The sequence below is a fragment of the Nocardia lasii genome (assembly GCF_042658545.1).
GTDB classification, from domain to species: Bacteria; Actinomycetota; Actinomycetes; order Mycobacteriales; family Mycobacteriaceae; genus Nocardia; species Nocardia lasii.
Window position 1 is genome coordinate 668,326 of the sequence record NZ_JBHSQN010000001.1, and the last position, 23,152, is coordinate 691,477.

The following is a 23,152-nucleotide window of genomic DNA, read 5'->3' on the forward strand; positions in this document are numbered from 1 at the left end:
CCTCCATCCCCTCAACCCGCCCCGCCATCTCAACCCCACAAAACAAAGTCCCCACTCCATCACTCATCCCCCCTTTATATCCACCCCGTCCACCGATTTACCGACCCGAACAAGATCATCACGTCGCGATCAGGCGTCAAGAGCACCCGATCGGTCAATTCTCACGCGACGCGCGGCCGCACCTGAACAACCAGATCCGCGTCGAGCGCGTTCGCCAACCGCTCGAGCACCGGCAGGCTGGGAACTGTCCCTCCGGCTTCGAATCGTGCCACCGCCGACTGCGTCATACTTGCCGCATCCGCCAACACAGCCTGACTCCACCCCCGCTGTTCTCGCATGCCACGGATCGTCCGACCGAGCTCGAAAGCAATTCGCGCCGCTTCGTATGCTTCTGCCGCCCCTGGTTCGGTCAGGCGCTGAGCCCGCAGCTCAGCCCAGTCGCTGGGTTCCGCCATCGCCGTCCTCCTCCACAATATGGCGCTCGGCCTCACACCGTCGCATTGCCCCGAGTGCGCGGACAACCTGGCGCCGTTCGACCATCCGCGTCTTGGTGAAGACCGTCAGCAGAACGATTCTGCGCCCGGGCGCAATCCAGTACGTCACCCGAATCGACTCCGAGCCCAGATAGAAGCGCAACTCCCGAAGTTTTCGGTCGAGTTGTCGCGTATAAGGCTCGCCCAGGAGAGGGCCCTGATCCTGTAGCAAGTCGATGTAGAACGCGACATGCGCGAACCTGTCCGTCGGGAGTTCTTCCAGCCATCTGCGCACTTCTGGTTGCAGTTCAACTGCTACACCAACCCATAGCGTTGATGCTATAGCCCCGGCCGGCTTGTGATGCAAAAATCGAATAACCAGTGGTGAGCAGCTGAAGGTCGACCTAGGTGGTGGTTTGGGACTCGCGTTGGAGTTCTAGGGCTATGTCGATGAGTTGGTCTTCTTGGCCGCCTACCAGTTTGCGTTGGCCTGCTCGGACGAGCATTTGGGCGGCGGAGACGTTGTAGCGGGTGGCTTGGCGTTCGGCGTGTTTGAGGAAGCTGGAGTAGACGCCCGCGTAGCCCATCATGAGGGATTGGCGGTCGAGGAGGCATTCCTGGGGCATGGCGGGGCGGACGACGTCTTCGGCGGCGTCGGCGATGGCGAAGAAGTCGATGCCGGTGGTGATGTCGAGTTTGTCGCAGACGCCGACGAGGGCTTCGACGGGGGTGTTGCCTGCTCCGGCGCCGAAACGGCGGGTGCTGCCGTCGATTTGGGTGGCGCCGGCGCGGATGGCGTAGATGGAGTTGGCTACGGCGAGGTCTAGGTTTTCGTGGCCGTGGAAGCCGACCTGGGCGTCGGTGCCCAGTTCGGCTACGAGGGCGGCTACGCGGTCCGAGACCTGTTCCAGGACGAGGGCTCCGGCGGAGTCGACGATGTAGACGCACTGGCAGCCGGCGTCGGCCATGATGCGGGCCTGCTTCGCAAGCTTTTCGGGGGGTTGGGTGTGCGACATCATGAGGAAGCCGACGGTTTCCAGGCCGAGGTCGCGGGCGTAGCCGAAGTGTTGGATGGAGACGTCGGCCTCGGTGCAGTGGGTGGCGATGCGGCAGATGGACGCGCCGTTGGCCTGGGAGATCTTGATGTCCTCCTTGACGCCGACGCCGGGGAGCATGAGGAAGGCGATCTTGGCGTTACGGGCGGTCTGCGCGGCGACCGTGATCAGTTCCTGCTCGGGGGTTTTGGAGAACCCGTAGTTGAACGAGGAACCGCCGAGACCGTCACCGTGGGTGACCTCGATGACGGGGACACCGGCGCCGTCGAGGGCGGTGACGATGTCGCGGACCTCGGCGGTGGTGAACTGGTGGCGCTTGTGGTGGGAGCCGTCGCGCAGGCACGTGTCGGTGACGCGGATGTCGAGCTCGGGGGAATATGCCATGGTGGGGCTCCTTAGGCCGGGCCGGGGAACAGCGGGGTGGCGGCGCGCCTGCTCACGAGGTGGCCTGGACTCGGGCGAACCGGATCTGGTCGGCGATGACCTCGCCGACCCGGGTGGCGGCGGCGGTCATGATGTCGAGGTTGCCCGCGTAGGGCGGCAGGAAATCGCCCGCGCCTTCGACTTCGACGAACACCGACACCTTCGCCAGGCCGCCGGAGACGACCGAGGGCTCGTCGAACTGGGGTTCGTTGAGCAGGCGGTAGCCGGGGACGTACTGCCCGATGTCGGCGACCATGCGGTGGATCGAGTCGGTGATCGCGGCATGGTCGGCGTCCTCGGGGATGGCGCAGAAGATGGTGTCGCGCATGATCATCGGAGGTTCGGCGGGGTTGAGGATGATGATCGCCTTGCCGCGTTCGGCGCCGCCGATGGTTTCCACGCCGCGGCTGGTGGTCTTGGTGAACTCGTCGATATTGGCGCGGGTGCCGGGGCCCGCCGAGACCGAGGAGACCGACGCGACGATCTCGGCGTAGGCGACGGGCACCACGCGCGAGACGGCCGCGACGATGGGGATGGTGGCCTGGCCGCCGCAGGTGATCATGTTGACGTTGGGCGCGTGCAGCAGCGAGTCCAGGTTCACCGCGGGCACGACGGCGGGGCCGACGGCGGCGGGAGTGAGGTCGACCGCGCGGATGCCGAGGGCGGCGTAGCGGGGGGCGGCGGCGCGGTGGACGTAGGCGGAGGTGGCCTCGAAGACGATGTCGGGCTTGGTATCTCGGGCGAGCAGCCAGTCCACGCCCTCGGCGGAGGTTTCCAGGCCGAGGTCGCGGGCGCGAGCGAGTCCTTCGCTGTCGGGGTCGATGCCGATCATCCAGCGCGGCTCGATGGTTTCCGAGCGCAGGAGTTTGTAGAGCAGGTCGGTGCTGATGTTGCCGGATCCGACGATCGCGGCGTGGACGGGACCGTTGGACACGGTTGACCTCCTGTGGCTGGGGCGCGAGCGCCGGGATTCAGCGGAAATTCAGTGCCACGCAGCCGAGTCCGGCGAACTCGGCGCGGAAGGAGTCGCCGGGGCGGGCGTCGATGGCGCGGGTGCAGGAACCGGGCAGCACGATGTCGCCGGCGCGCAGGCGCACGCCGAAGGAGGCGACCTTGCGGGCCAGCCAGGCGACGGCGATGATCGGGTCGCCGAGGACGGCGTCGCTGCGCCCCTCGGCGACGACCTCCCCGTTGCGGGTGAGGACGGCGTCGATGGCGGTGATGTCGATCTCGGTGGGGGCCACCCGCTCGCGGCCGAGGACGTAACCGGCCGAGGAGGCGTTGTCGGAGATGGTGTCGCACAGGCCGATTCGCCAGTTGGCGATGCGTGAGTCGATGAGCTCGATCGCGGGCGCGTAGGCGACGGTCGCGGCGAGGACGTCGGCTTCGGTGCAGTCCGCGCCGGGCAGGTCCTCGCCGAGGACGAAACCGACCTCGACCTCCACGCGCGGGAGCAGGAACCGGGAGGTCTCGACGGGGACGTCCTCGAAGACCTCCATGTCGGCGAGCAGGTGGCCGTAGTCGGGTTCGTCGACGCCCATCATCTGCTGCATCGCCTTCGACGACAGCCCCACCTTGTGCCCGACGACCTTCGCGCCGGAGCGCAACCGGCGCTGGATATTGAGCAGTTGGATCTCGTAGGCGTCGACCACGTCGATGTCGGGGTGTCGGTCGACCAGCGGCGAGACGGCGATGCGCTCGTTCTCGGCGCGGGCCAGTTCGTCGGCGAGTTGGGTTCGTACCGCGTCGGGCAGCACGCGGACCTCCTTGGCAGCACGGTGGGTTGAACGTCAAAACTGTAACCGGTTGCGCATCTGCGCGTCAGCCGTTCACCAGACAATACAACGCAACCACTACTCATTTCTATAACACGTTCCACCGCGACGTGGGCAAACGTCGCGACCACTGGAACAAGTTTCAGTTTGACGTGTTCAACGGCCGACCTCCCCTATAACGTGTTCTACATGAGTGATCGGGAATACGATGTGGTGGTCGTCGGTAGCGGCGCCGCCGGGATGACCGCCGCCCTCACCGCGGCCCACCGCGGACTGAGCGTGGTGCTGCTCGAGAAGGCCGCGCACTACGGCGGGTCGACGGCCCGATCCGGCGGTGGCGTGTGGATTCCGGGCAACAAGGCGTTGCGCGCCTCGGGCCGACCCGACGATCGCGAGGACGCGCGCACCTACCTGCACAGCATCATCGGCGAGGTGGTGCCCGCCGAGAAAATCGACACCTACCTCGATCGCGGCGCGGAGGCGTTCGACTTCGTCCTCGACCACAGCCCGCTGAAGATGAACTGGGTGCCCGGCTACTCCGACTACTACCCCGAGGCACCGGGTGGACGTGGTTCCGGAAGGTCTTGCGAGCCGAAGCCTTTCGACGCGAAGGTGCTCGGTGCGGAACTCGCGAATCTCGAACCGCCCTATGCCAAGGCACCGTTGAACGTGGTGGTCACGCAGGCGGACTTCGTGCGGCTCAACCTGATTCGGCGCCATCCCAAGGGGATGATGCGGGCGCTGCGGGTGGGTGCGCGGACGTACTGGGCCAAGTTCACCGGCAAGCATCTGCTCGGGATGGGGCAGGCGATCATCGCGGCCATGCGCAAGGGGCTGCTCGACGCGGGTGTGCCGGTGCTGCTCGACACCGCGCTCACCGAACTCGTGGTCACCGAGGGCACGGTGACGGGGGTGGTGGCCGTGCACGAGGGCGAGTCGGTGACGTTCACCGCGCGGTACGGAGTTGTGTTGGCCTGCGGGGGTTTCGAGCACAACGCCGATCTGCGGGCCAAGTATCAGCGGCAGCCGATCGGGACGGAGTGGACCACCGGGGCAGCGGGCAATACCGGGGACGGGATCGTCGCGGGGATGGCGGTGGGGGCGACCGTGGGGTTCATGGAGGACGCCTGGTGGGGGCCCACGATCTTCAAGGCGGGCAGGCCCTGGTTCGCGCTCGCGGAGCGAAATCTGCCGGGCACCATCATGATCAACGATCGCGGGCAGCGGTTCGGCAACGAGTCGGCGCCCTATGTCGAGGCGGTGCACACGATGTACGGGGGCGAGTTCGGGCAGGGGGCCGGACCCGGTGCGAACATTCCGGCGTGGTTGGTGTTCGACCAGCGGTATCGGGATCGGTACATCTTCGCGGGATTGCAGCCGGGACAGCGGATTCCGAAGCGGTGGATGGAGAACGATCGGATCGTCATGGCCGAATCCGTCGCGGCCTTGGCCGAGCGGATCGGGGTGCCCGGCGAGAACCTGGCCGCGACGATTACGCGGTTCAACGGTTTCGCCGCCACGGGCAAGGACGAGGACTTCCAGCGCGGTGACAGTCACTACGACCGGTACTACGGCGACCCGACCGTGAAGCCGAATCCCTGCCTGGCCGCGCTGTCGCAGGGGCCGTTCTACGCGGCGCAGATCGTGCCGGGTGATCTCGGGACCAAGGGCGGGCTGGTCACCGATATCGCCGGACGTGTTCTGCGCGAGGATGATTCCGTCATCGGCGGGCTCTACGCCTCGGGCAACACCAGTTCACCGGTGATGGGCCACACCTACGCGGGCCCCGGCGCCACCATCGGACCCGCGATCACCTTCGCCTACCTCGCGGTACTCGATATCGCCGCGAAGAAGGCCACCTCGACCGAGGCGATCGCGTGAAGGTCGGCGCACCGCCCACCGACGCGTCCCCCGTCACTTTCGTACAGGAGTCGAACGATGCCCATTGATCCACAGGTCGCGTTGGGGGCCGAGCTGCCCGGTCGCGAGTTCGGCTGGACGCCGTCGGACGTGCAGCTCTACCACCTGGGACTCGGCGCGGGAGCCAACGCCACCGACCCCGGTGAGCTGCGGTATCTCGACGATCGGGCGCCGCAGGTGCTGCCCACGTTCGCGACCGTCGCGCCCACGCTGGGCGAGACCGAGGCGCCCCGGGTGAGTTTTCCCGGCATCGATATCGACCTGGCGAATGTGGTGCACGGCCATCAGGAGGTGGTTGTCCACAGGGCGATTCCCGCCGAGGGCAAGGCGACCAGTTCCGGGCGGATCACCGAGATCTGGGACAAGGGTTCGGCGGCGGTGATCGTGCAGGAACAGACCGTACTCGGGTCCGACGGGGCGCCGCTGTGGACGGCGCGGTCCTCGATCTTCGCGCGCGGCGAGGGCGGATTCGGGGGTGAGCGGGGGCCCAGTGCGAAAGTCGAACTGCCCGAGCGCGACCCCGATGCCGTGCTCGTCACCCCCACGCTGCCGCAGCAGGCACTGCTGTATCGGCTGTGCGGGGACCGCAACCCGCTGCACTCGGATCCCGAATTCGCCAGGGCCGCAGGTTTTCCCGCGCCGATCCTGCACGGCTTGTGCACCTACGGGATCGTCGCGAAGGCCATCACGGACGCGCTGCTCGACGGTGACGCCACTCGGGTGGGTGGTTTCCGGGCCAAGTTCGCGGGCGTGCTGTATCCGGGCGAGACGCTGCGCACCGAGGTCTGGCGCGCCGGTGACGAGTTCCGGGCGGTCGTGACCGTGGTCGAACGTGACCATGCCCCGGTGCTCGGCGACGTCGTCCTGCGGACGAACTGAGGGCGCGGCCCTACTCGGCGGGGACCTTCTCCACGGTGGGGCCCTTGGTGGTCAGGCCGGTCACCAACAGCGCGTAGATCGCGACGATGAGGATCGGCGCGGCCAACGGCGCCCAGATGAGCTCCACCGGAACCAGGGCGGCGGTGGCGGCGGCGATCGTGAACAGCACCGCGCCGCCCACCGACGGAATGGTCGTGGGCACAACACCTTCGGGGGCGTGCAGGACGGCGGCGTTGAGCAGGTAGGTCGTCGCCACCAAACCTGTCGCGGCGGCGGCGATCACCCCGACATCGGAGAACGCCAGCGCCGCGATGGTGACCAGCACCGCCGCCACCGCCGCGGGCCGCCACCACCAGCTCGCGATGACCAACCCCAGCGCGGCCAGACCGGCCAGCGGGGTGATCAGCGAGACGGCGGCGACCAGGAGCAGGCCGGCCAGCAGGGCCAGGAATCGTGTCATCGGCGGACCCGTACTGCTCGGCGATGCTCGGGGAGCAAGCGCATGGCTTGGTCGAGGCGGGTGCCGTCGGGCCAGGCGATGATGTCGACGCCGACGGTGCCCATGTCGCGGTACATCGAGGCGCGTTCGAGCTGCCACATCTTGGCCATGGTGGGATCGAGGCCCTCCTCGAAGGGGGTGCCGCGCAGCACGTCGACCGCGACGACCACGTGGCCGCGTTTGCGCAGGTCGATCAGGGCCAGCGCGAACTGGGTGTCGAGCAGGGTGGAGAAGGCGACCACGATCGCGCCGATCGGCACGGCGGCGTGCGGGGCCAGGGTGCCGGTGGTCGCGACGTGTTCGTCGCCGACGCCGAGAACCGTGTCGATGATCCGGTAGAACTGCCTGCGACCGATATCGGGACGCAACCAGCGCGGCGACTCCCCCAGACAGACCACGGCCGTGCGGTCACCGGATTGCAGGGTCGACTGCACGACCTGGGCCGCGCCGCGGACCGAGAGTTCCAGCGAGGCGGTGGCGGGACCGGGCGCCTGCAACGAGGTGTCGACCATGACGACCACGTCGGCGGAGCGGTTGGTGAACCGCTGGGTGACGTAGAGCCTGCCGCGGCGCGCGCTCACCGGCCAGTTCACGGTGCGCAACTGGTCGCCGGGCAGGTAGGTGCGGATGTCGGCGTACTCGACACCGGGACCGTGGCGGCGGGTCAGGTGGGTGCCGATACGGTCGGGAAGTTCGGTGCGCGGCAAGCGCATTCGCTGCGGGTCGGCGATCGGGTACACGTAAAGCTGGGCGGCGGGCAGCTCGGCGGTGGCCACCGCCAACCCGGCCGGACTCAGCGCGGAGACCTTCACCTGCACCGGATAGCGACCCCAGCGGGTGGCCGACAGGCTCAGTTCCATGCCCGCGGGCGCGCCGCCGGAATCGTGGGCCTCCTCGACCTCGAGTTCGAGGCCGGGCATCGGCAGTGCGGTCATCCGCAGCAGCGCGTGCCCGGACTCGACGAAAGCCGCCGCGTTGCAGCCGATCTTCTCGTTCTCGAAGCAGCGCACGGTGCCGCTGCCGTCGACCTGGACGCGGGTCGGGGCCTGCTGCCACGGCGCGGTCGCGAGCACGCCGAGCATCGGGGCGGCGAAGACCACGAGCTGCCACTGGCCGAGCAGAACCGCGACGACCAGCGCCGTCGCGGCGCAACCGGCCAGGATGAACACCAGCGGCGCGGGTCGCCAGCGCAGCTCGACCTCGACCGTTCTGGATTCGTCGCGATGCTTCATGTGCTCGTGGCGCGGGGCACCGGAAGACGGCGCAACAGTTCGGTGATGACGTCCTCACCGCGGATGCGGCGGACCCACATCTCCGGGCGCAGGGTGATGCGGTGCGCCATCGCCGCCACCGCGAGGGCCTTCACGTCCTCGGGGATGACGTAGTCGCGCCCGAGCAGCAGTGCCCTGGCCCGCGACATCTGCACCAGGTCGAGCTCGGCGCGCGGGCTGGCGCCCACCTCCACCTGCGGGTGGCTGCGGGTGGCGTGCGCGAGCGCGACGACGTAACTCACGACATCGGGGTGCACGGTGACGAACTCGACCGACTGGCGCATCTCGAGCAGACCCTGCGCGTCGACGACCTGGCCCACTTGCGGTGCGGTGGAACCCCGTTCGAGGCGGCGCCGGATCATCTGGGTCTCGTCGCCCTCGGACAGGTAGCCGAGGCGCAGCTGGATGGCGAAGCGGTCGAGCTGGGCCTCCGGCAGCGGGTAGGTGCCCTCGTACTCGATCGGGTTGTCGGTCGCCAGCACCACGAAAGGCTGTGGGAGCAGGAAGGTCTCACCGTCGATGCTCACCTGACCCTCGGCCATCGCCTCGAGCAGGGCGGCCTGGGTCTTGGGCGGGGTGCGGTTGATCTCGTCGGCGAGCAGCACATTGGTGAACACCGGGCCGCGGCGGAAATTGAAACGCCCCGAGGCCATGTCGTAGATCGTGGAACCCAGCAGGTCGGCGGGCAGTAGATCGGGCGTGAACTGCACGCGGGTGAAATCGAGTCCGAGCGCGGCGGCGAAAGACCTGGCGATCAAGGTCTTTCCGAGTCCGGGCAGGTCCTCGATGAGGACGTGTCCTCCGGCCAGCACGGCGATCATGATGAGCTGCATCTCATCTCGCTTGCCGACCACGACTCGACCCAACTCACGCAACACGGCATCGGAGCGCTGGACGGTCACGTTCAACGGCATTGTCATCGGTGGCCTCTAACCCTCACATCGTCTGCAATCGGCGCAGGATCTCATCCAGCGCCTCCCTACCCGGTGCGCGACCGGTCTGATCGCGCAGCGCGGAGTTCGCCGGGTCGACCCAACGCCACAGTTCGGGACCGAACTGCAGCTGACCGGCGGCCTCGGTGGCTCGCCGATTCTTGGACACCCTCAACCCGGTGGACAATTCGAACTCTTTGGCCAACAACGGGCGCAGGTGGCGGTCCCAGTCGGCGCGGGTGCCGTCGGCGCGCGCGGCGAGCATCTCGGCACGCGCGTGCCAGCGACCGAGCATCTCCGCGGGCCCGTTGTCGATGTACTCGGTGAGCGGTTCCTCGCGGATCACCCGATGGCGCAGCGACCACACCAGCATCCCCAGCGCCACCGCCACCGGCACGGCCACCGCGAGCAGGACCGAGTCCCGGTCGAGGCGGATCAGCGCGACCTCGATCAGCACGACGGCCAGCACGGCCGTGACGATCACCGATGTGCGACTCATGCCGTCACCAACCTGCGTTGTAGATCGGAAAGAACGATGCGCAGCAGCTGTTCGGCGCGCATGCGCTGCCACTCCAGCATCGAGTGCGGACTGAACCGCGCCTCCTCGAACAGCGCCACCAGCTCGCGGGCCGAAGCATCGTGCAGCACACCGCTTTCGAACGCGCGGGCCAGCACTTCCATCGGGGTGTCGGAGGCCAGCGGGCGGGCGGCGTGGTCGCTGGACAGGCCGCGCTCCATCGCCACGTAGCAGGCGATGATGGCGGTGCGCGGGTCCTGGCCGGGCGCGTTCATCGCGGCCAGACCCATTTCGGCGGCGCGCGTGAGGGAGTCGACCTCGGCCGAGCTCGGCGGGTCCTCCTCGGTCACGGCGGGGACCGGGGTGCGGCGCGTCGTGATCGCCACCGCGACCAGCCCGACCACGGCGACCGCGATCAGCACGATGGCCAGCACGGCCGCGATCACCAGGGCGTTACCGGCGAGATCGGAGGGGCCGGTGGTGGGGTTGGGGGCGTGGGCGTCGGTGGCCGGAACGGTTGTCTCGGTGACGGTTTCGGCGGTGGGGCGCAGCGGGCGCGCGCCCGGCAGCAGGAACAGCGCGGTGACGCCGCCGGCGAAGACCAACGCGATCGTGGCCACGGCGATCGGCACCAGCAGGGCGAGCCTGCGCCAGCGGAAACGCGGCAGGGCGTCGTAATGCTCCTGCGGCATGGCCAGGGGCAACCGGTGCTGGCTGGCGATTACGCCCGCGACCAGGATGACGATCGAGACCAGCAGCAGGACCGGCATCACCGCGACCAGCAGCGGGGACGGGCTGCCCATGGAGTCCGGGTTCGCGCCGGGGAGCGTGCCCTGCAGGGCGATCGTGGCCGCGACGACCAGAGCGATCACGACTATCGCCCGCGTTATGGGCTGCTTCACCCCGCTCACAGCTGTACCACCAAACCCCAGAGACTGCACAAACAAGCCACATAGTTACACGCCGAGTGGTGCGCTCGTGCAGAAATCGCAGCATTCGCACCTGAGAGCTTCCTGAGCAGCACAAATACCCGTTGCTTCGGTTAATGACAACTCACTGAGTCGGCTGGCGGCGCGTGTCAGATCGGGTATCGCGGGCACCCCGGTGGTCAGTTCGTGTGCCGGTTCCGGGGCCAGGATCGTGAGGGGGAGGTCGGCGTCGTAGAGGACGTCGACGAGGTTGACCAGCCGCATGGACCAGTCGGGCGGGACCTCGCGCAGGCGGGGCACCGAGTGCAGGGTCCAGCGCTGGAATCGGCGGGTCAGGTGGAGGTAGTCGGCCGGGCTGGTGGCGACGGCGCAGAGGTGGTGGAAGTCGACGGTGATGGTGTCGGGGGTGGTGTGGGCTCGGATCGTGCGGCCGTTGCCGAGGTCGACGGGCGGCGCGGTGCTCGGCCGCGCACTCGCGGGCCCGGGTGTGATGACGTAGCGGCCCGAGGCGAAACCGGTGGTGCGCGTGGGTGCCAGGGAGCGGTAATCGAGAGGTCCGTCGAGGGTGACGACGGTGAGGTGGGCCAGGATCTGCTCGATGGTGGGGACGAAGCGGTCGTGGAACAGGGGGTTGGGCAGCAGGTCGTGGGGGCGATAGTTCGAGGTGACGACAAGAGTGCGGCGCCCCGCGAAGAGGGCGTCGAGCAGGCGGGCGATGAGCATGGCGTCGCCGATGTCGTTGACGTGGAATTCGTCGAAGCAGACCAGGTCGGCGTCGCCGAGGAGCTCGTCGATGGCGCGTTCGATCGAGCCGAGCTCGTGGGTGGTGGCGTGCAGGGCGGCGAAGAAGGTGTGAAAGTGGAAGCGGCGCTTGCGCTGTGCGTCGACACGCGCGAAGAAGCGGTCCATCACCATGGTCTTGCCGCGACCCGGCCGACCGTGCAGGTAGATGCCGGAACGAGCGGTGAGCTCGGCGGGCTGCCCGGACTGATCGACATCCCGGTTACCGCGCCTGAGCCGACGCCCCCGCGAAATCCCGAACACCCGCCCACCCTCAGCGCGACCCCCTCGTACCGGACCGCCACCGCGCCGAAGCGGGCGGCCGTCCCGGTCGAGCAGGGAATCGAGCGCGCTTGCGGCCGCCTGCTGCGCGGGGTCGAGCACCACGTCCATGCGAACCTCCTGAATCATCGACCCGGCCAACCGAATTCGGAATAGGGTGCGGGAGAGTTCGCTGCGGTCAAGCCGAGAGCGGAGTATTCGATCAGGTCGGCGGGTAACTTGCTCAGCGGAAACCATTGCAGTGCATAGCATTTGTCGGGTTCGCGATTGAAGGGTTCACCGCGCCAATTTTCGGTTCGGAAGAACAAGCCGAGGCGGGAGTCGCGGTCAGGGGCGGTGACGTGTGCGACGTGGAGCAGTCGTAAGTCGGCTGGATCGATGTCGACCCCTACCTCCTCCGCGGCTTCGCGGACCGCGGCCGCCGCTGCCGACTCGCCCGCCTCGAGTTTTCCCGACGGTAGGTGCCAGCGGTGATCGAACTCGTCGCCGCTGCGGCGCAGGCTCAACAGGACCCGCTCATCACGGATCAGCAGGATGTGCACGTCGACCAGGTGGCGGGGAGTCACCTGGTCGAGCGTACGAGAGGGTTACGACGTGAGCACCAATCCCGAAGTGGGGACGCCGGTTCCGGCGGTGACGAGGATGCGGTCGAGGTCGTCGACCTGGTTGACCGACGTGCCGCGGAGCTGGCGGACCGCCTCGGCGATGCCGTTCATGCCGTGGATGTAGGCCTCGCCGAGTTGGCCGCCGTGGGTGTTGAGCGGGAGGCGGCCGCCGAGTTCGATGGCGCCGTCGGCGATGAAGTCCTTGGCCTCGCCGCGCGCGCAGAAACCCAGTTCCTCGAGCTGCATGAGGACGAAGGGGGTGAAGTGGTCGTAGAGGATGGCGGCCTGCATGTCGGCGGGGGTCAGGCCGCTCTGGGCCCAGAGTTGGTCGCCGACCAGGCCCATTTCGGGCAGGCCGGTCATGGCGTCGCGGTAGTAGCTGGTCATGACGTACTGGTCGGCGGCGCTGCCCTGGGCGGCCGCGGCGATGAGCGCGGGACGCTGCGGGAGGTCGCGGGCGCGTTCGGCGCTGGTGACCACGATGGCCACGCCGCCGTCGGACTCCTGGCAGCAGTCGAGCAGGTGCAGGGGCTCGGCGATCCAGCGGGAATCCTGGTGCTGTTCGAGGGTGATCGGCTTGCCGTAGAAGAAGGCGTTCGGGTTGACCGCCGCGTGCTTGCGGTCGGCCACGGCCACGGCGCCGAAATCGGCACTGGTGGCGCCGGTGACGTGCATGTAGCGGCGGGCGACCATCGCGACCTGGGCGGCCGGGGTCCCGAGGCCCTGCGGGTAGGCCCAGCCCGCGTCGATGCCCGAGGAGGTGGGCGCGGCGGCCAGGGCCGGGGAGAACTGGCCGAAGCGGGCGCCCGAACGCTCGTTGAAGGCCCGGTAGGCGACCACGACATCGGCGATGCCGGTAGCCACGGCCATGGCGGCCTGCTGGACCGTGGCGCAGGCCGCGCCGCCGCCATATCCGATGTGGCTGAAGAACTTCAGGCTCGGGATGCCGACGGCCCTGGCCACGGCGGCCTGGGTATTGGTGTCCATGGTGAAGGTGGTGAGGCCGTCGACATCGTTCGGCGTCAGGCCGGCGTCGGCCAGGGCCGCGCTGACCGCCTCCGCGGCCAACCGCAACTCGCTGCGGCCGGAGTCCTTCGAGAAGTCGGTGGCGCCGATGCCGACGATGGCGGCGCGGCCGGACAGGGGTGTGGTCATGTCGACTCCGGAGCGGGAAGGGCGATCACGGCGGTGGCGGTGATGTGTTCGCCGAGACTGTCGGTGCCGCGCACGGCGATGGTGATGTCGTCGCCGCTGATGTCGGTGATGGCTCCCGAAAGTGTCAGGGTGTCACCGGAATACAGCGGGACGCCCAGGCGTAGGGCGATGGACTTCACGCGGGCTCGCGGGCCCGCCCAGTCGGTGACGAAACGTTGGACCAGGCCGGTGTCGGTGAGGATGTTGACGAAGATGTCGGCGGAGCCGCGTTCGATCGCCTTGTCGCGGTCGTGGTGGACGTCCTGGAAGTCCCTGGTGGCCAGCGCGGTGCTGATCACGAAGGTGGGGTCGGCGTGGATCACCAACTCCGGCAGAGTGTCTCCCACCTCGGCGGCGGTGGGATCGATGGTTGTTGTCACGGGTGTGCCCCTTCCTGGCCGATGATGCGGGCCGATCGCGTGGACCGATGGTCGACGCCGCGCGGGTCGACTCCACCCGGGACGGCCGCGTGGCGGTCGCTCACCGGGTCGCCTGCCAGTACGGCAGAACCGTGCCGTCGGCGAGCTTCTCGAAACCGACGCGGACGGGTGCGCCGATGGCGACCTCGGCCGGGGCGAGACCGCGCAGCTCGCCGAGCATGCGGACGCCCTCGTCGAGTTCGACCAGGGCGACGACGAAGGGGAGGTCGCGGCCGGGGACCTTGGGGGCGTGGTGCACGACGAAGCTGAACACCGTGCCGGTGCCCGCGGCGACGAGGTAGTCGGTGGTCTCGGATTTTTCCTGCCACAGCGCGGGGATCGGGGGGTGGTGCAGGGTGCCGTCGGGGAGGCGTTGGATACGGAGTTCGCCGATTTCGGTTCCCGCCCAGAAGAACTCGGTATCGCGGGAGATCACCGGGCCGACCCGCTCGGGTGGTGCGTGCTCGGGACCCGATATCGCCGTATCGGGGTTCTGCACCGAAGGCGCCGGGGCGGCAGGTTGAGATGCGGGTTCCGGTGTCACGGAGTCGGGGGCGGTCGACGGGGTCGGGGCGAATTTGAGGATGCGGAAGAGCATTTCGGTGACCGGTTCGTCGCCGACCGACCAGGTGGTGGTGAAGGTGAGGAACCAGCCGTCGCCGAGGGCAGTTCGCTTGGGGCCCTTGAATTCCGAGAGTCGGCTGGTGACCGTCACCTCCTCGCCCGGCCGCAGGTAGCGGTGGTAGGTCTGTTCGCAGTTGGTGCCGACGACGGAGGTGTAGCCCGCGGCGTCGAGGAGTTGGGTCGCCAGGCCGAGCGGGTCGTCGGCGGTACGGATGCCGCGCAGGCCGTTCATCGTCCACACCTGGGCCATGGCGGGCGGGGCGACGATGCCGGGATACCCTGCGGCCCTGGCGGCTTCGTCGTCGACGTAGATCGGGTTGGTGTCGCCGAGGGCTTCGACCCAGTTGTTGATCATCGGCTGGTTCACCGGGTCGCGGCCGGGTCGCGGGGACGACTCCCCCGCCGCCGACAGTGTCGCCAGTGCCGCCGGGATGTCCTCCGGGGTAATGCTTTCCGCCATGCGGAGCTCCTGGTTCATCGGGGGACGCGCGGCAGGGCCAGGCCGGCGGTGGCGACGAGTTCGCGCATGATCTCGTTGACGCCGCCGCCGAAGGTGACCACGAGGTTCTGTTTCGTACGACGGTCGAGCCAGGTGAGCAGAGCGGCGGTGTCGGGCTCGGCGGGGTCGCCGTAGCGGCCGATGATCTCCTCGACCAGGCGGCCCGCCTCCTGGAGGGATTCGGTGGAGAAGATCTTGGTGGCCGAGGCGTCGGCGATCACGGCGTTGGGATCGGCGGTGGTGTCGGCGGCGGCGACCTGCCAGTTCAGGAGTTCGTTGAGCCGCACCATGGTTCGCACGCGGCCGAGCGCTCGGCGCACCTCCGGTTCGGCGAGCAGCTCGTGCGCGGCCGACCAGTCGCGCAGGCGGTCGTAGAGCTGTTCGATCTTGCCCGACGGGCCGAGGCTGACGCGCTCGTGGTTGAGCTGGGTGGTGATCAGCCGCCAGCCGCGATTCTCCTCGCCGACCAGCATGTCCGCGGGGACGCGCACGTCGTCGAAGTAGGTGGCGTTGGTGTGGTGGGCGCCGTCGCAGGTGATGATCGGGGTCCACGAGTAGCCGGGGTCGGTGGTGTCGACGATCAGGATCGTGATGCCACGGTGGCGGGACTCGGTCGAACCGGTGCGACAGGCCAGCCAGATGTAGTCGGCCTCGTGGGCGCCGGTGGTGAAGATCTTCTGGCCGTTGACGATCCAGTCGCCGTTCGCGTCGCGGACCGCCGTGGTGCGCAGCGCGGCGAGGTCGGTGCCCGCCGAGGGTTCGGAGTAGCCGATGGCGAAATGCAGGTCGCCGGACAGGATTCCGGGGAGGAACTTGCGCTTCTGGGCTTCGGTGCCGTACTTCTGCAAGGTCGGTCCGACCGTCAGCAGGGTGACCAGCGGGAGCGGAACATCCGCTCGCACAGCCTCGTTGAAGAAGATCTGCTGCTCCATCGGGCCGAAGCCCTGGCCGCCGAACTCCTTGGGCCAGCCGACGCCGAGCCAACCGTCACGACCCATCCGGCGCACCACCTCGCGGTAGGTGTCGCCGTGGCGGTCGACCGACATGGCGGCGGCTTCGGCGGGGGTGACGAGATCGGCGAAGTAGGAACGTAATTCGTCGCGTAGCCGCCGCTGTTCGGCGGTCAGATCGATGAACATCTGGCTCCAAGAAGGTCGAGCCGCAGGCCCGCGCCGCCGAGGAGACGGGCGAGGTCTTTGGCCTGTGAGTAGTAGCGGTGCATGGGATGGGTGATGTCGACGCCGAGACCGCCGTGCAGGTGGTGGCACTTCTGCATGGCGCGCGGGAGTTCGGCGGCGACCCAGTAGGCGAGCACGTCGAGGTCCTCGTCGACGCGGTGCTGGTGTTCGGGTGATCGATCCTGCTGCGCCAGTGCCCAACACGCGGATTCGGCGGCCACGTGCAGGGTGCGCGAGACCACGTACAGGTCGGCGATCTGCTGGGCCACCGCCTGGAATTCGGCCAGCGGACGGCCGAACTGCTCCCTGGTGCGCACGTGCTCGGCGGTCAGGGTGATCGCGCCCTTCAACAGGCCGTCGGCGACGGCGCCGATGCAGGCCAGGGCGTGACGGTGCAGGGTGTGCAGCGCGTCGGGCAGGAGGTGATCGGCCGGGATCTCGACCTCGTTCAGGACGACGGTCGCCTCCGGGATGCCGGCCGAACCCGCCACCGCGACGATCTCGAGGCCGGGCGATGCCGAATCCACCAGTGCCACACCGCTATCGGTGGGGACCAGGATCCAGCACGCCTCGGCGGCGTAGAGGACGCCGGGCTTGCGGCCGGTGATCCGCACCGTGTCGCCGGCGCGGACCGCCCGGGTGGTCGGTGTGACGGTGAAGGGTCGGCCGGGTTCGTTGAGGGCGGCGGTGATGATGGTGCCCTTGTCGACCTCGGCGAGTACGCGCCGCGCCGGCTCGTCGGACAGCAGGTCCACCAGCGGCAACACCCCGAATCCGAAGGTCGGCAGGGCGGGCACCGCCACGGCGTCGGTCGCCAACTCCATGAGCAGGGCCGACACCTCCGGCAGGCCCATGCCGTCGCCGCCGAACCGCTCGGGCACCGCCACCGCGAGCAACCCGGAGTCGACCAGGCGCGGCCACAGTTCCATGTTCCGAGCCGACTCGCGTTCGAGCAGGCTCACCACCACCTCGGCTACCGCGTCGGCGCTTTCGTCGCGGGTGAAGTCCACCGCGTCCTCCCTCATCGAGCTAGCTGTCCGTGTCGCGCGGGAGACCGAGAATGCGTTCGGCGGCCACGGTCAGCAGGATCTGTTCGGTGCCGCCCGCGATGGACAGGCACCGCGTCAGCAGGAATTCCTTCATGGCCTCGTCGTCGAGGGCGCCGTCGGGGCCGGACAGTTCCAGCGCGTATTCGGCCAGGTCCTGGCGGTGGCGCACGCCGACGAGCTTGCGGACGCCCGCCTGCGGGCCCGCGTCGGTCCCGGCCACCGTCGCCACCGCGATGCGCTGTTCCAGCAGGGAACCGGCGATCGAGGAGGCGATCAGGGCGCCGAAGCGGTCCTCCCGCAGTTCCGTGCCCCAGCCGCCGACCGGGTAACGGTCGAGCAGGGTCTCGAGCGCGCCGCCGATTCCGCCGCCGCCCATCGCGACCCGTTCGGCCGACAGGGTGGTGCGCGCGATCTTCCAGCCGTTGTTCACCGCGCCGACCAGGCCGTCGTCGGGCACGAACACGTCGTCGAGGAAGACCTCGCTGAACCGGTCGTCGCCGGTGATCTGCACCAGCGGGCGCACCCGCACACCGAGCGCGCGCATATCGACGACGAAGTAACTGATGCCGCGATGCTTGGGCGCACTCGGATCGGTGCGGGCCAGGCAGATGCCCCAGTTGGCGGTGGCGGCGAGGGAGGTCCAGACCTTCTGGCCGCGCAGCACCCAGCCGCCGTCGACCTTCTCGGCCGAGGTCCGCAGGGCGGCGAGGTCCGAGCCCGCGCCGGGTTCGCTGAACAGCTGGCACCAGATGACCTCGCCGTGCAGGGTCGGGCGGATGAAGCGGTCCTGCTGCTCCGGCGTGCCGAAGCGCAGCAGGGTCGGGATCGCCCAGCCCGCGACGGCGAGTTCGGGGACGGTCAGCTCGGCGCGGCGCAGCTGATCGGCGATCTGGAGGCAGGTCATCGGGTCGGCGGCGCGGCCGTGCGGTCGGGGCCAGTGCGGCATGACCAGGCCCGCGTCGACCAGGGCGCGCGGCTGCTCGGCGGGGTCGAGGGCGGCGATGGCGGCGATCTCGTCGGCCAGGGCGGTGTCGACCGTGCCGAGGAGCTGTTCGATGCCGGTGCTGCGGCGCAGACCGGCCCTGGTGAGCTCGGCGACGCGGGCCCGCCAGCGCGGCGACCCGCCGAGCAGCTGGCGCAGCGAACTCGCCCGACGCAGGTAGAAGTGCGCGTCGTGCTCCCAGGTGAAGCCGATGCCGCCGAGCACCTGGATGGCGTCCTTGGCGGTGTCGACCGCGGCGTCGAGGGCCACCGCGGCGGCCACTGCGGCGGCGATGGGCAGTTCGGCGCCGCCCTCGTCGAGCGCGGCGGCGGCGTCGGCGGCGACCGCGCGGATGAGTTCGGTGCGGCACAGCATCCAGGCGCACAGGTGTTTGATCGCCTGGAAACTGCCGATGGGTTTGCCGAATTGCTCACGGACGCGGGCGTATTCGACGGCGGTGCGCAGGCACCACCCGGCGAGGCCGGCGAGCTCGGCCACCGCGAGCGTGACGAACAGGTCGGTGACATCGGCGGTGGGGGCGAAACCGTGTTCGAGCGGGACGGCCACCTCGGTGGCGCTCACGCGAGCCAGGGGGACGGTGTGGTCGCCGTGGGGGAGCGGTGAGATCGCCACGGCCGCAGGGGGAACCAGCAGCCAGCGGATTCCGTCGATCGTGTTGGCGGGGACCAGCAGCCGGGTGTCCGCATCCGCCCCGTAGACGAAATCCCAAGTGCCGCTGAGTATCCAACCGGACTCGGTCGCGACGGCTTTCGCGGCCTGGTCCTCGCCGGGGATCGCCACCGCGCACGGCTCGTCGAGCACTGCCCCGGCGATCAGTCCGGCCAGCGCCGTGGCCAGCACAGGCCCCCCGACCAGGTCGTCTCCGGCCTGCTCGAGCATCACCGCGAGATCGGTGACCGTGCCACCGAGCCCGCCATCGTCCGGCGAAACGGCCACCTCGAACAGGCCGAACTCGCGCAGCGCGGGCCAGTACTCACGCCAGGCCCCCGACCCGCGGACCCGCATTGTTTCAATCGGCGGATGCGAACTCGCCCAGCCTCGCAGCGACGCCGCGACGGCTTTATGCTCGTCAGTGGTGGCGATGGTCACAGAAAGATCCGCCCTTCCGGCGTGGTTCCCACTCCTAGAACATGTTCTAATATCCGGGCCGGGTATAAGTCAAGAGACCTACACTCGCTCGTGCTCGGCCCGATGTGATTCCACTGAAGCGAAAGGGTTTCCACGATGGACAGTCCCGCACCAACGCCCACCGTGACGACGCTGTCCGAGGAGGAGCTCAGTTCCAGCGCGCAACGCGACCGGCGCAAGCGCATCCTCGACGCCACCCTCGCGCTGGCCTCCAAGGGCGGCTACGACGCCGTGCAGATGCGGGCGGTCGCCGAGCGGGCAGACGTCGCCGTCGGCACCCTCTACCGGTACTTCCCGTCCAAGGTGCACCTGCTGGTCTCGGCCCTGGCCAGGGAATTCGAGAACTTCGAGGGCAAGCGCAAGCCGCTGCCCGGCGACGGCCCGTCCGAGCGCATGCACGGCCTGCTCACCCAGATCACCCGGATGATGCAGCGCGACCCGCTGCTCACCGAGGCCATGACGCGCGCGTTCATGTTCGCCGACGCCTCGGCCGCCGCCGAGGTGGACCGGGTCGGCAAGGTGATGGACCGGGTCTTCGCCCGCGCCATGAGCGACGGCGAACCCGACGACCGCCAGCTCGCCATCGCGCGCGTGATCTCGGATGTGTGGCTGTCGAATCTGGTGGCCTGGCTCACCCGACGCGCTTCTGCGACCGATGTCACCGAACGACTCGAGCTGACCGTCGACCTGTTGCTGGGTGATCGCGGCTGATCGACGCCGAAGATATATCTTCCGGCAACATCGGGATAAAACGCCCATAGCGACGAGCCGATACATAGTCGCGATCGCATATGCGAAATCGTGCATTCACCGGGGTATCGGCACGTCAACGCCACGGGTGCGGTCGGCGTGCCCGCGGCCCGGTGACCGCGCGATGACGGCGGAGTTGCCGTAAGGTCGCGGGCAAACGGCTCGACGGCGTTCGCACAACCCGCCGCGCCGCCCGCGCGACAAATTTGACCCAGTATTGTTTTTCGCGCCCCCTGATCAACTCCTCCCATCACTAGGTTGGATGCGTGAGCGCACAGGATCTGCCCTTGGAACTCCGCCGTGCACTGGCGTCGGTCGCGCGCGTGCCACGGCTGCTGGTTGCCTCGGACTACGACGGGACTATCGCCCCGATCGTGTCCGACCCGTCGAAAGCGTTTCCCCAGCGGGAATCGGTCAGCGCCCTGCGCGCGCTGGCGGGGTTGGCCAACACCACGGCCGCGGTGATATCGGGTCGGGCACTACGCGATCTGGCGGCGCTGTCGCGACTGCCCGTCGAGGTGCAGTTGATCGGAAGTCACGGCTCGGAATTCGACGTGGGCTTCGTCCACGCGATCGACAACGACGCCAAAAAGCTACTGACGGAGATCAATTCCGCCTTCACCCAGATCGCCGCCGACAACCCGGGTGTGACGGTGGAGATGAAACCGGCCAGCGCCGCACTGCACGTGCGCAACGCCAGCCCCGAGATCGGCAGGCGCGCACTGGTTTCCGCGCGCCAGGGCCCCGCGGCCTGGGACGGCGTCCAGGTGACCGAGGGCAAGGCGGTGATCGAGCTGGCGGTCATCCCGACCGACAAGGGCACCGCGCTCGACACCATCCGCCATCAGGAAAGTGCTTCCGCCGCGGTGTTTTTCGGTGACGACGTCACCGACGAGAAGGCGTTCCGGGTGCTGTCGGGGCCCGATGTGGGCATCAAGGTCGGCGAGGGCGAGAGCCTGGCCAAGCTGCGCGTCGACTCCACCGAGGACGTGGCGCGCGCGCTGGCGTTCCTGGCCGAGGAGCGCCGCACCTGGCTGGCCGGGGCGAGCGCGCCGCGCATCGAGCGGCTGAGCATGCTGGCCAGCCCGCGTTCGGTCGCGCTGCTCACCCCCGACGCCACCGTCACCTGGTTCTGTCATCCCGAACCGGACTCGGCGGCGGTGTTCGCCCATCTGCTCGGCGGCGCGGCGGCAGGCCACTTCACCGTGGCGCCGGAACGGCCGAGCCTGCCGCTGTCACAGCGGTACGTGGACGGCACCATGACCGTCGAAACCCGCTGGGCCAGTTTGCAAGTGGCCGACTACCTGCCGCACGACGTGGCGCCGGACCGCACCGATCTGACCCGCGTGATCACCGGCACCGCCAAGGCCGTGGTGACCTTCGCGCCGCAGCCGGAATTCGGGCAGGTGCCGGTGCGCATGGAGGCCGTGCGCAACGGGCTCGTGGTGAGCGGCACCAACGATCCGATCGTGCTGCGCTCGCCCGGGGTGGAGTGGGAGATCCTCTCCGACGGCACCAATCAGCAGGCGCGCGCGGTGGTCGATCCGGCCCCGGCTCCCGTCGTGCTCGAATTGCGCTGCGGCACCGCCGATCTCGCGCCGTCGATGACGCCGGAGCCGCAGCGGCGTTCGCTGGCCGAGCAGTACTGGTCGCAGTGGGCCTCGGGGTTGCGGTTGCCCCCGCTCAAGCCCGACCTGATGAAGCGCTCGGCGCTGACCCTGCGCGGGCTGGTGCATCGCCCGTCGGGGTCGATCCTGGCCGCGGCGACCACCTCGCTGCCCGAGGACATCGGCGGCGTGCGCAACTGGGACTACCGCTACTGCTGGCTGCGCGACGCGTCGCTGACCGCGCAGGCGCTGGTGACGCTGGGCTCGCTGACCGAGGCCGAGGAGTTCCTGGGCTGGGTCCACAAGGTGCTCGACACACTGCCCGGACCCGAGCGGTTGCACCCGCTGTACACGATCTACGGCGAGACGCTGCCGCCCGAAGCCGTGATCGACCTGCTGCCCGGGTACGCCGGGTCGCGGCCGGTGCGCGTGGGCAACGCGGCCAATATGCAGGTGCAGCTCGATGTGTTCGGGCCGATCGTGGACCTGATCACCTCGATGGCGCACGAGCGTGAACGGCAGGGCATCACCGCCCCGGCCAAGGCGCTGCCCGACGCCGACTGGGAACTCGTGCACGCGATGGTCTCGGCGGTGCAGCGCCGCTGGACCGAACCCGACCACGGCATCTGGGAAATCCGCGGTAACCCGCGCCACCACGTGTACTCGAAGGTGATGGGCTGGTTGACCATCGACCGTGCCCTCACCCTGGCCGCGCGCTTCGATCGACCCGCCGATCCCGAGTGGGCGGTCCTGCGCGAGACCATCTCCGCCGAGGTCAAGGACAAGGGCTGGAACGACGAGGTCCAGTCCTACACCGCCGCCTACGACGGCACCGATCTCGACGCCGCGACCCTGCACATCGGTCTGAGCGGCCTGATCGACCCCGCCGACCCGCGCTTCGCCGCGACCGTCGTGGCCACCGAGGCCGAACTGCGCAGCGGCGCCACCGTGTACCGCTACCACCACGACGACGGCCTGCCCGGCGGCGAGGGCGGCTTCCACCTCTGCGCCGCCTGGCTGGTCGAGGCGTACCTGCTGATCGGCCGCCGCTCCGACGCGGAGGCCCTGTTCGCCCAGCTCGTCGCCGCGGCGGGGCCTACCGGCCTGCTCAGCGAGGAGTACGACCCGGTCGCCGAGCGCTCGCTGGGCAACCACCCGCAGGCCTACAGCCACCTGGGCCTCCTGCGCTGTGCCCAGCTGCTGAGTCAGCAGACGCTCATGCCCGTGTCGGCGGGCACGAACTAAGCGCGACAGGTCGAGCGGCCGGCGTTCTCACTGAGAGCGTCGGCCGTTCGACTGTGTGCACGAACTCATCCAGCTCGTCATCTGAACCGCGACTGTCCTGCTAATCTAAAACGGTA

General features: G+C 68.9%; 22 protein-coding genes. 4 read left to right on the forward strand and 18 right to left on the reverse strand.

What is annotated here, in order from left to right; genetic code table 11:
- Positions 1-161: 161 nt before the first annotated feature.
- From ACFP3H_RS03085 to ACFP3H_RS03105, 5 genes are all read right to left on the reverse strand, one after another.
- Positions 162-455, reverse strand: coding sequence for a helix-turn-helix domain-containing protein (locus tag ACFP3H_RS03085; protein ID WP_378599150.1), 294 nt, complete (start codon positions 453-455; stop codon positions 162-164).
- Positions 430-768 carry a type II toxin-antitoxin system RelE/ParE family toxin gene (locus ACFP3H_RS03090; RefSeq protein WP_378599153.1) on the reverse strand — a complete coding sequence of 113 codons (339 nt, stop codon included), beginning with the start codon at positions 766-768 and terminating at the stop codon, positions 430-432. The genes ACFP3H_RS03085 and ACFP3H_RS03090 overlap by 26 nt, the downstream gene beginning before the upstream one ends.
- A gap of 109 nt (positions 769-877) precedes the next feature.
- On the reverse strand, positions 878-1,912 hold the full coding sequence (dmpG, locus tag ACFP3H_RS03095) for a 4-hydroxy-2-oxovalerate aldolase (RefSeq protein WP_378599156.1): 1,035 nt from the start codon (positions 1,910-1,912) through the stop codon (positions 878-880).
- 52 nt (positions 1,913-1,964) lie between these two features.
- Positions 1,965-2,885 carry an acetaldehyde dehydrogenase (acetylating) gene (locus ACFP3H_RS03100; protein WP_378599159.1) on the reverse strand — a complete coding sequence of 307 codons (921 nt, stop codon included), beginning with the start codon at positions 2,883-2,885 and terminating at the stop codon, positions 1,965-1,967.
- Between the two features lie 37 nt (positions 2,886-2,922).
- Entirely contained in the window at positions 2,923-3,708 is a 786-nt protein-coding gene (locus tag ACFP3H_RS03105) for a 2-keto-4-pentenoate hydratase (RefSeq protein WP_378599162.1), read from the reverse strand.
- Between the two features lie 198 nt (positions 3,709-3,906).
- On the opposite strand from ACFP3H_RS03105, the gene kstD reads away from it, so the two are divergent.
- A complete protein-coding gene (gene kstD, locus ACFP3H_RS03110; protein ID WP_378599165.1) occupies positions 3,907-5,607 on the forward strand; it encodes a 3-oxosteroid 1-dehydrogenase in 1,701 nt (566 codons plus the stop codon).
- Between the two features lie 57 nt (positions 5,608-5,664).
- The gene (locus ACFP3H_RS03115) at positions 5,665-6,525 is read left to right on the forward strand and encodes a MaoC/PaaZ C-terminal domain-containing protein (protein WP_378599168.1); all 861 of its coding nucleotides are present in this window, start codon (positions 5,665-5,667) and stop codon (positions 6,523-6,525) included.
- 10 nt (positions 6,526-6,535) lie between these two features.
- Here the strand turns inward: ACFP3H_RS03115 and ACFP3H_RS03120 are convergent, their stop codons facing one another.
- The 13 genes from ACFP3H_RS03120 to ACFP3H_RS03180 all read right to left on the reverse strand — a co-directional run bounded on the left by ACFP3H_RS03120 (position 6,536) and on the right by ACFP3H_RS03180 (position 19,395).
- Entirely contained in the window at positions 6,536-6,985 is a 450-nt protein-coding gene (locus ACFP3H_RS03120; protein WP_378599171.1) for a hypothetical protein, read from the reverse strand.
- Positions 6,982-8,256: a DUF58 domain-containing protein gene (locus tag ACFP3H_RS03125; protein WP_378599174.1), complete on the reverse strand. Its 1,275-nt coding sequence runs from the start codon at positions 8,254-8,256 to the stop codon at positions 6,982-6,984. The genes ACFP3H_RS03120 and ACFP3H_RS03125 overlap by 4 nt, the downstream gene beginning before the upstream one ends.
- Positions 8,253-9,215: an AAA family ATPase gene (locus tag ACFP3H_RS03130; RefSeq protein WP_378599177.1), complete on the reverse strand. Its 963-nt coding sequence runs from the start codon at positions 9,213-9,215 to the stop codon at positions 8,253-8,255. The genes ACFP3H_RS03125 and ACFP3H_RS03130 overlap by 4 nt, the downstream gene beginning before the upstream one ends.
- 16 nt (positions 9,216-9,231) lie before the next feature.
- Complete coding sequence (locus ACFP3H_RS03135) at positions 9,232-9,726, reverse strand: hypothetical protein (RefSeq protein WP_378599180.1); 495 nt, start codon at positions 9,724-9,726, stop codon at positions 9,232-9,234.
- Positions 9,723-10,616 (reverse strand): DUF4129 domain-containing protein, encoded by an 894-nt coding sequence (locus tag ACFP3H_RS03140; protein WP_378599183.1) that lies wholly within the window; start codon positions 10,614-10,616, stop codon positions 9,723-9,725. The genes ACFP3H_RS03135 and ACFP3H_RS03140 overlap by 4 nt, the downstream gene beginning before the upstream one ends.
- Before the next feature lie 84 nt (positions 10,617-10,700).
- Positions 10,701-11,846: a cell division protein ZapE gene (gene zapE, locus ACFP3H_RS03145; protein WP_378599186.1), complete on the reverse strand. Its 1,146-nt coding sequence runs from the start codon at positions 11,844-11,846 to the stop codon at positions 10,701-10,703.
- 14 nt (positions 11,847-11,860) lie between these two features.
- Positions 11,861-12,277, reverse strand: a complete 417-nt coding sequence (locus ACFP3H_RS03150; RefSeq protein WP_378599189.1) for an NUDIX domain-containing protein — start codon at positions 12,275-12,277, stop codon at positions 11,861-11,863.
- Between the two features lie 45 nt (positions 12,278-12,322).
- Positions 12,323-13,495, reverse strand: coding sequence for a lipid-transfer protein (locus ACFP3H_RS03155; RefSeq protein ID WP_378599192.1), 1,173 nt, complete (start codon positions 13,493-13,495; stop codon positions 12,323-12,325).
- Positions 13,492-13,914 carry a MaoC family dehydratase gene (locus ACFP3H_RS03160; protein WP_378599195.1) on the reverse strand — a complete coding sequence of 141 codons (423 nt, stop codon included), beginning with the start codon at positions 13,912-13,914 and terminating at the stop codon, positions 13,492-13,494. Before ACFP3H_RS03160 ends, ACFP3H_RS03155 begins: the two co-directional genes overlap by 4 nt.
- A gap of 100 nt (positions 13,915-14,014) precedes the next feature.
- Positions 14,015-15,037 carry a bifunctional MaoC family dehydratase N-terminal/OB-fold nucleic acid binding domain-containing protein gene (locus ACFP3H_RS03165; protein WP_378599198.1) on the reverse strand — a complete coding sequence of 341 codons (1,023 nt, stop codon included), beginning with the start codon at positions 15,035-15,037 and terminating at the stop codon, positions 14,015-14,017.
- Positions 15,038-15,051: 14 nt separating this feature from the next.
- On the reverse strand, positions 15,052-16,215 hold the full coding sequence (locus tag ACFP3H_RS03170; protein ID WP_378599201.1) for an acyl-CoA dehydrogenase family protein: 1,164 nt from the start codon (positions 16,213-16,215) through the stop codon (positions 15,052-15,054).
- Positions 16,200-17,264: an acyl-CoA dehydrogenase family protein gene (locus tag ACFP3H_RS03175; protein ID WP_378599654.1), complete on the reverse strand. Its 1,065-nt coding sequence runs from the start codon at positions 17,262-17,264 to the stop codon at positions 16,200-16,202. Before ACFP3H_RS03175 ends, ACFP3H_RS03170 begins: the two co-directional genes overlap by 16 nt.
- 19 nt (positions 17,265-17,283) lie before the next feature.
- Positions 17,284-19,395, reverse strand: coding sequence for an acyl-CoA dehydrogenase (locus tag ACFP3H_RS03180; RefSeq protein WP_378599204.1), 2,112 nt, complete (start codon positions 19,393-19,395; stop codon positions 17,284-17,286).
- Between the two features lie 135 nt (positions 19,396-19,530).
- Here ACFP3H_RS03180 and kstR point away from each other — a divergent pair, with 135 nt between their 5' ends.
- Together kstR and otsB are read left to right on the forward strand one after the other, a co-directional pair.
- Positions 19,531-20,145, forward strand: a complete 615-nt coding sequence (gene kstR / locus ACFP3H_RS03185; protein WP_378599207.1) for a cholesterol catabolism transcriptional regulator KstR — start codon at positions 19,531-19,533, stop codon at positions 20,143-20,145.
- A 305-nt stretch (positions 20,146-20,450) separates the two neighbouring features.
- The gene (gene otsB, locus ACFP3H_RS03190; protein ID WP_378599210.1) at positions 20,451-23,036 is read left to right on the forward strand and encodes a trehalose-phosphatase; all 2,586 of its coding nucleotides are present in this window, start codon (positions 20,451-20,453) and stop codon (positions 23,034-23,036) included.
- The last annotated feature ends 116 nt before the right edge of the window (positions 23,037-23,152 follow it).

What these genes read in the sequence shown, in the direction of transcription:
- ACFP3H_RS03085 (WP_378599150.1), bottom strand. Translation starts at nt 455, where the DNA reads ATGGCGGAACCCAGCGACTGGGCTGAGCTGCGGGCTCAGCGCCTGACC.
- dmpG (WP_378599156.1), bottom strand. Translation starts at nt 1,912, where the DNA reads ATGGCATATTCCCCCGAGCTCGACATCCGCGTCACCGACACGTGCCTG.
- ACFP3H_RS03115 (WP_378599168.1), top strand. Translation starts at nt 5,665, where the DNA reads ATGCCCATTGATCCACAGGTCGCGTTGGGGGCCGAGCTGCCCGGTCGC.
- ACFP3H_RS03120 (WP_378599171.1), bottom strand. Translation starts at nt 6,985, where the DNA reads ATGACACGATTCCTGGCCCTGCTGGCCGGCCTGCTCCTGGTCGCCGCC.
- ACFP3H_RS03125 (WP_378599174.1), bottom strand. Translation starts at nt 8,256, where the DNA reads ATGAAGCATCGCGACGAATCCAGAACGGTCGAGGTCGAGCTGCGCTGG.
- ACFP3H_RS03130 (WP_378599177.1), bottom strand. Translation starts at nt 9,215, where the DNA reads ATGACAATGCCGTTGAACGTGACCGTCCAGCGCTCCGATGCCGTGTTG.
- ACFP3H_RS03135 (WP_378599180.1), bottom strand. Translation starts at nt 9,726, where the DNA reads ATGAGTCGCACATCGGTGATCGTCACGGCCGTGCTGGCCGTCGTGCTG.
- zapE (WP_378599186.1), bottom strand. Translation starts at nt 11,846, where the DNA reads ATGGACGTGGTGCTCGACCCCGCGCAGCAGGCGGCCGCAAGCGCGCTC.
- ACFP3H_RS03155 (WP_378599192.1), bottom strand. Translation starts at nt 13,495, where the DNA reads ATGACCACACCCCTGTCCGGCCGCGCCGCCATCGTCGGCATCGGCGCC.
- ACFP3H_RS03165 (WP_378599198.1), bottom strand. Translation starts at nt 15,037, where the DNA reads ATGGCGGAAAGCATTACCCCGGAGGACATCCCGGCGGCACTGGCGACA.
- ACFP3H_RS03170 (WP_378599201.1), bottom strand. Translation starts at nt 16,215, where the DNA reads ATGTTCATCGATCTGACCGCCGAACAGCGGCGGCTACGCGACGAATTA.
- kstR (WP_378599207.1), top strand. Translation starts at nt 19,531, where the DNA reads ATGGACAGTCCCGCACCAACGCCCACCGTGACGACGCTGTCCGAGGAG.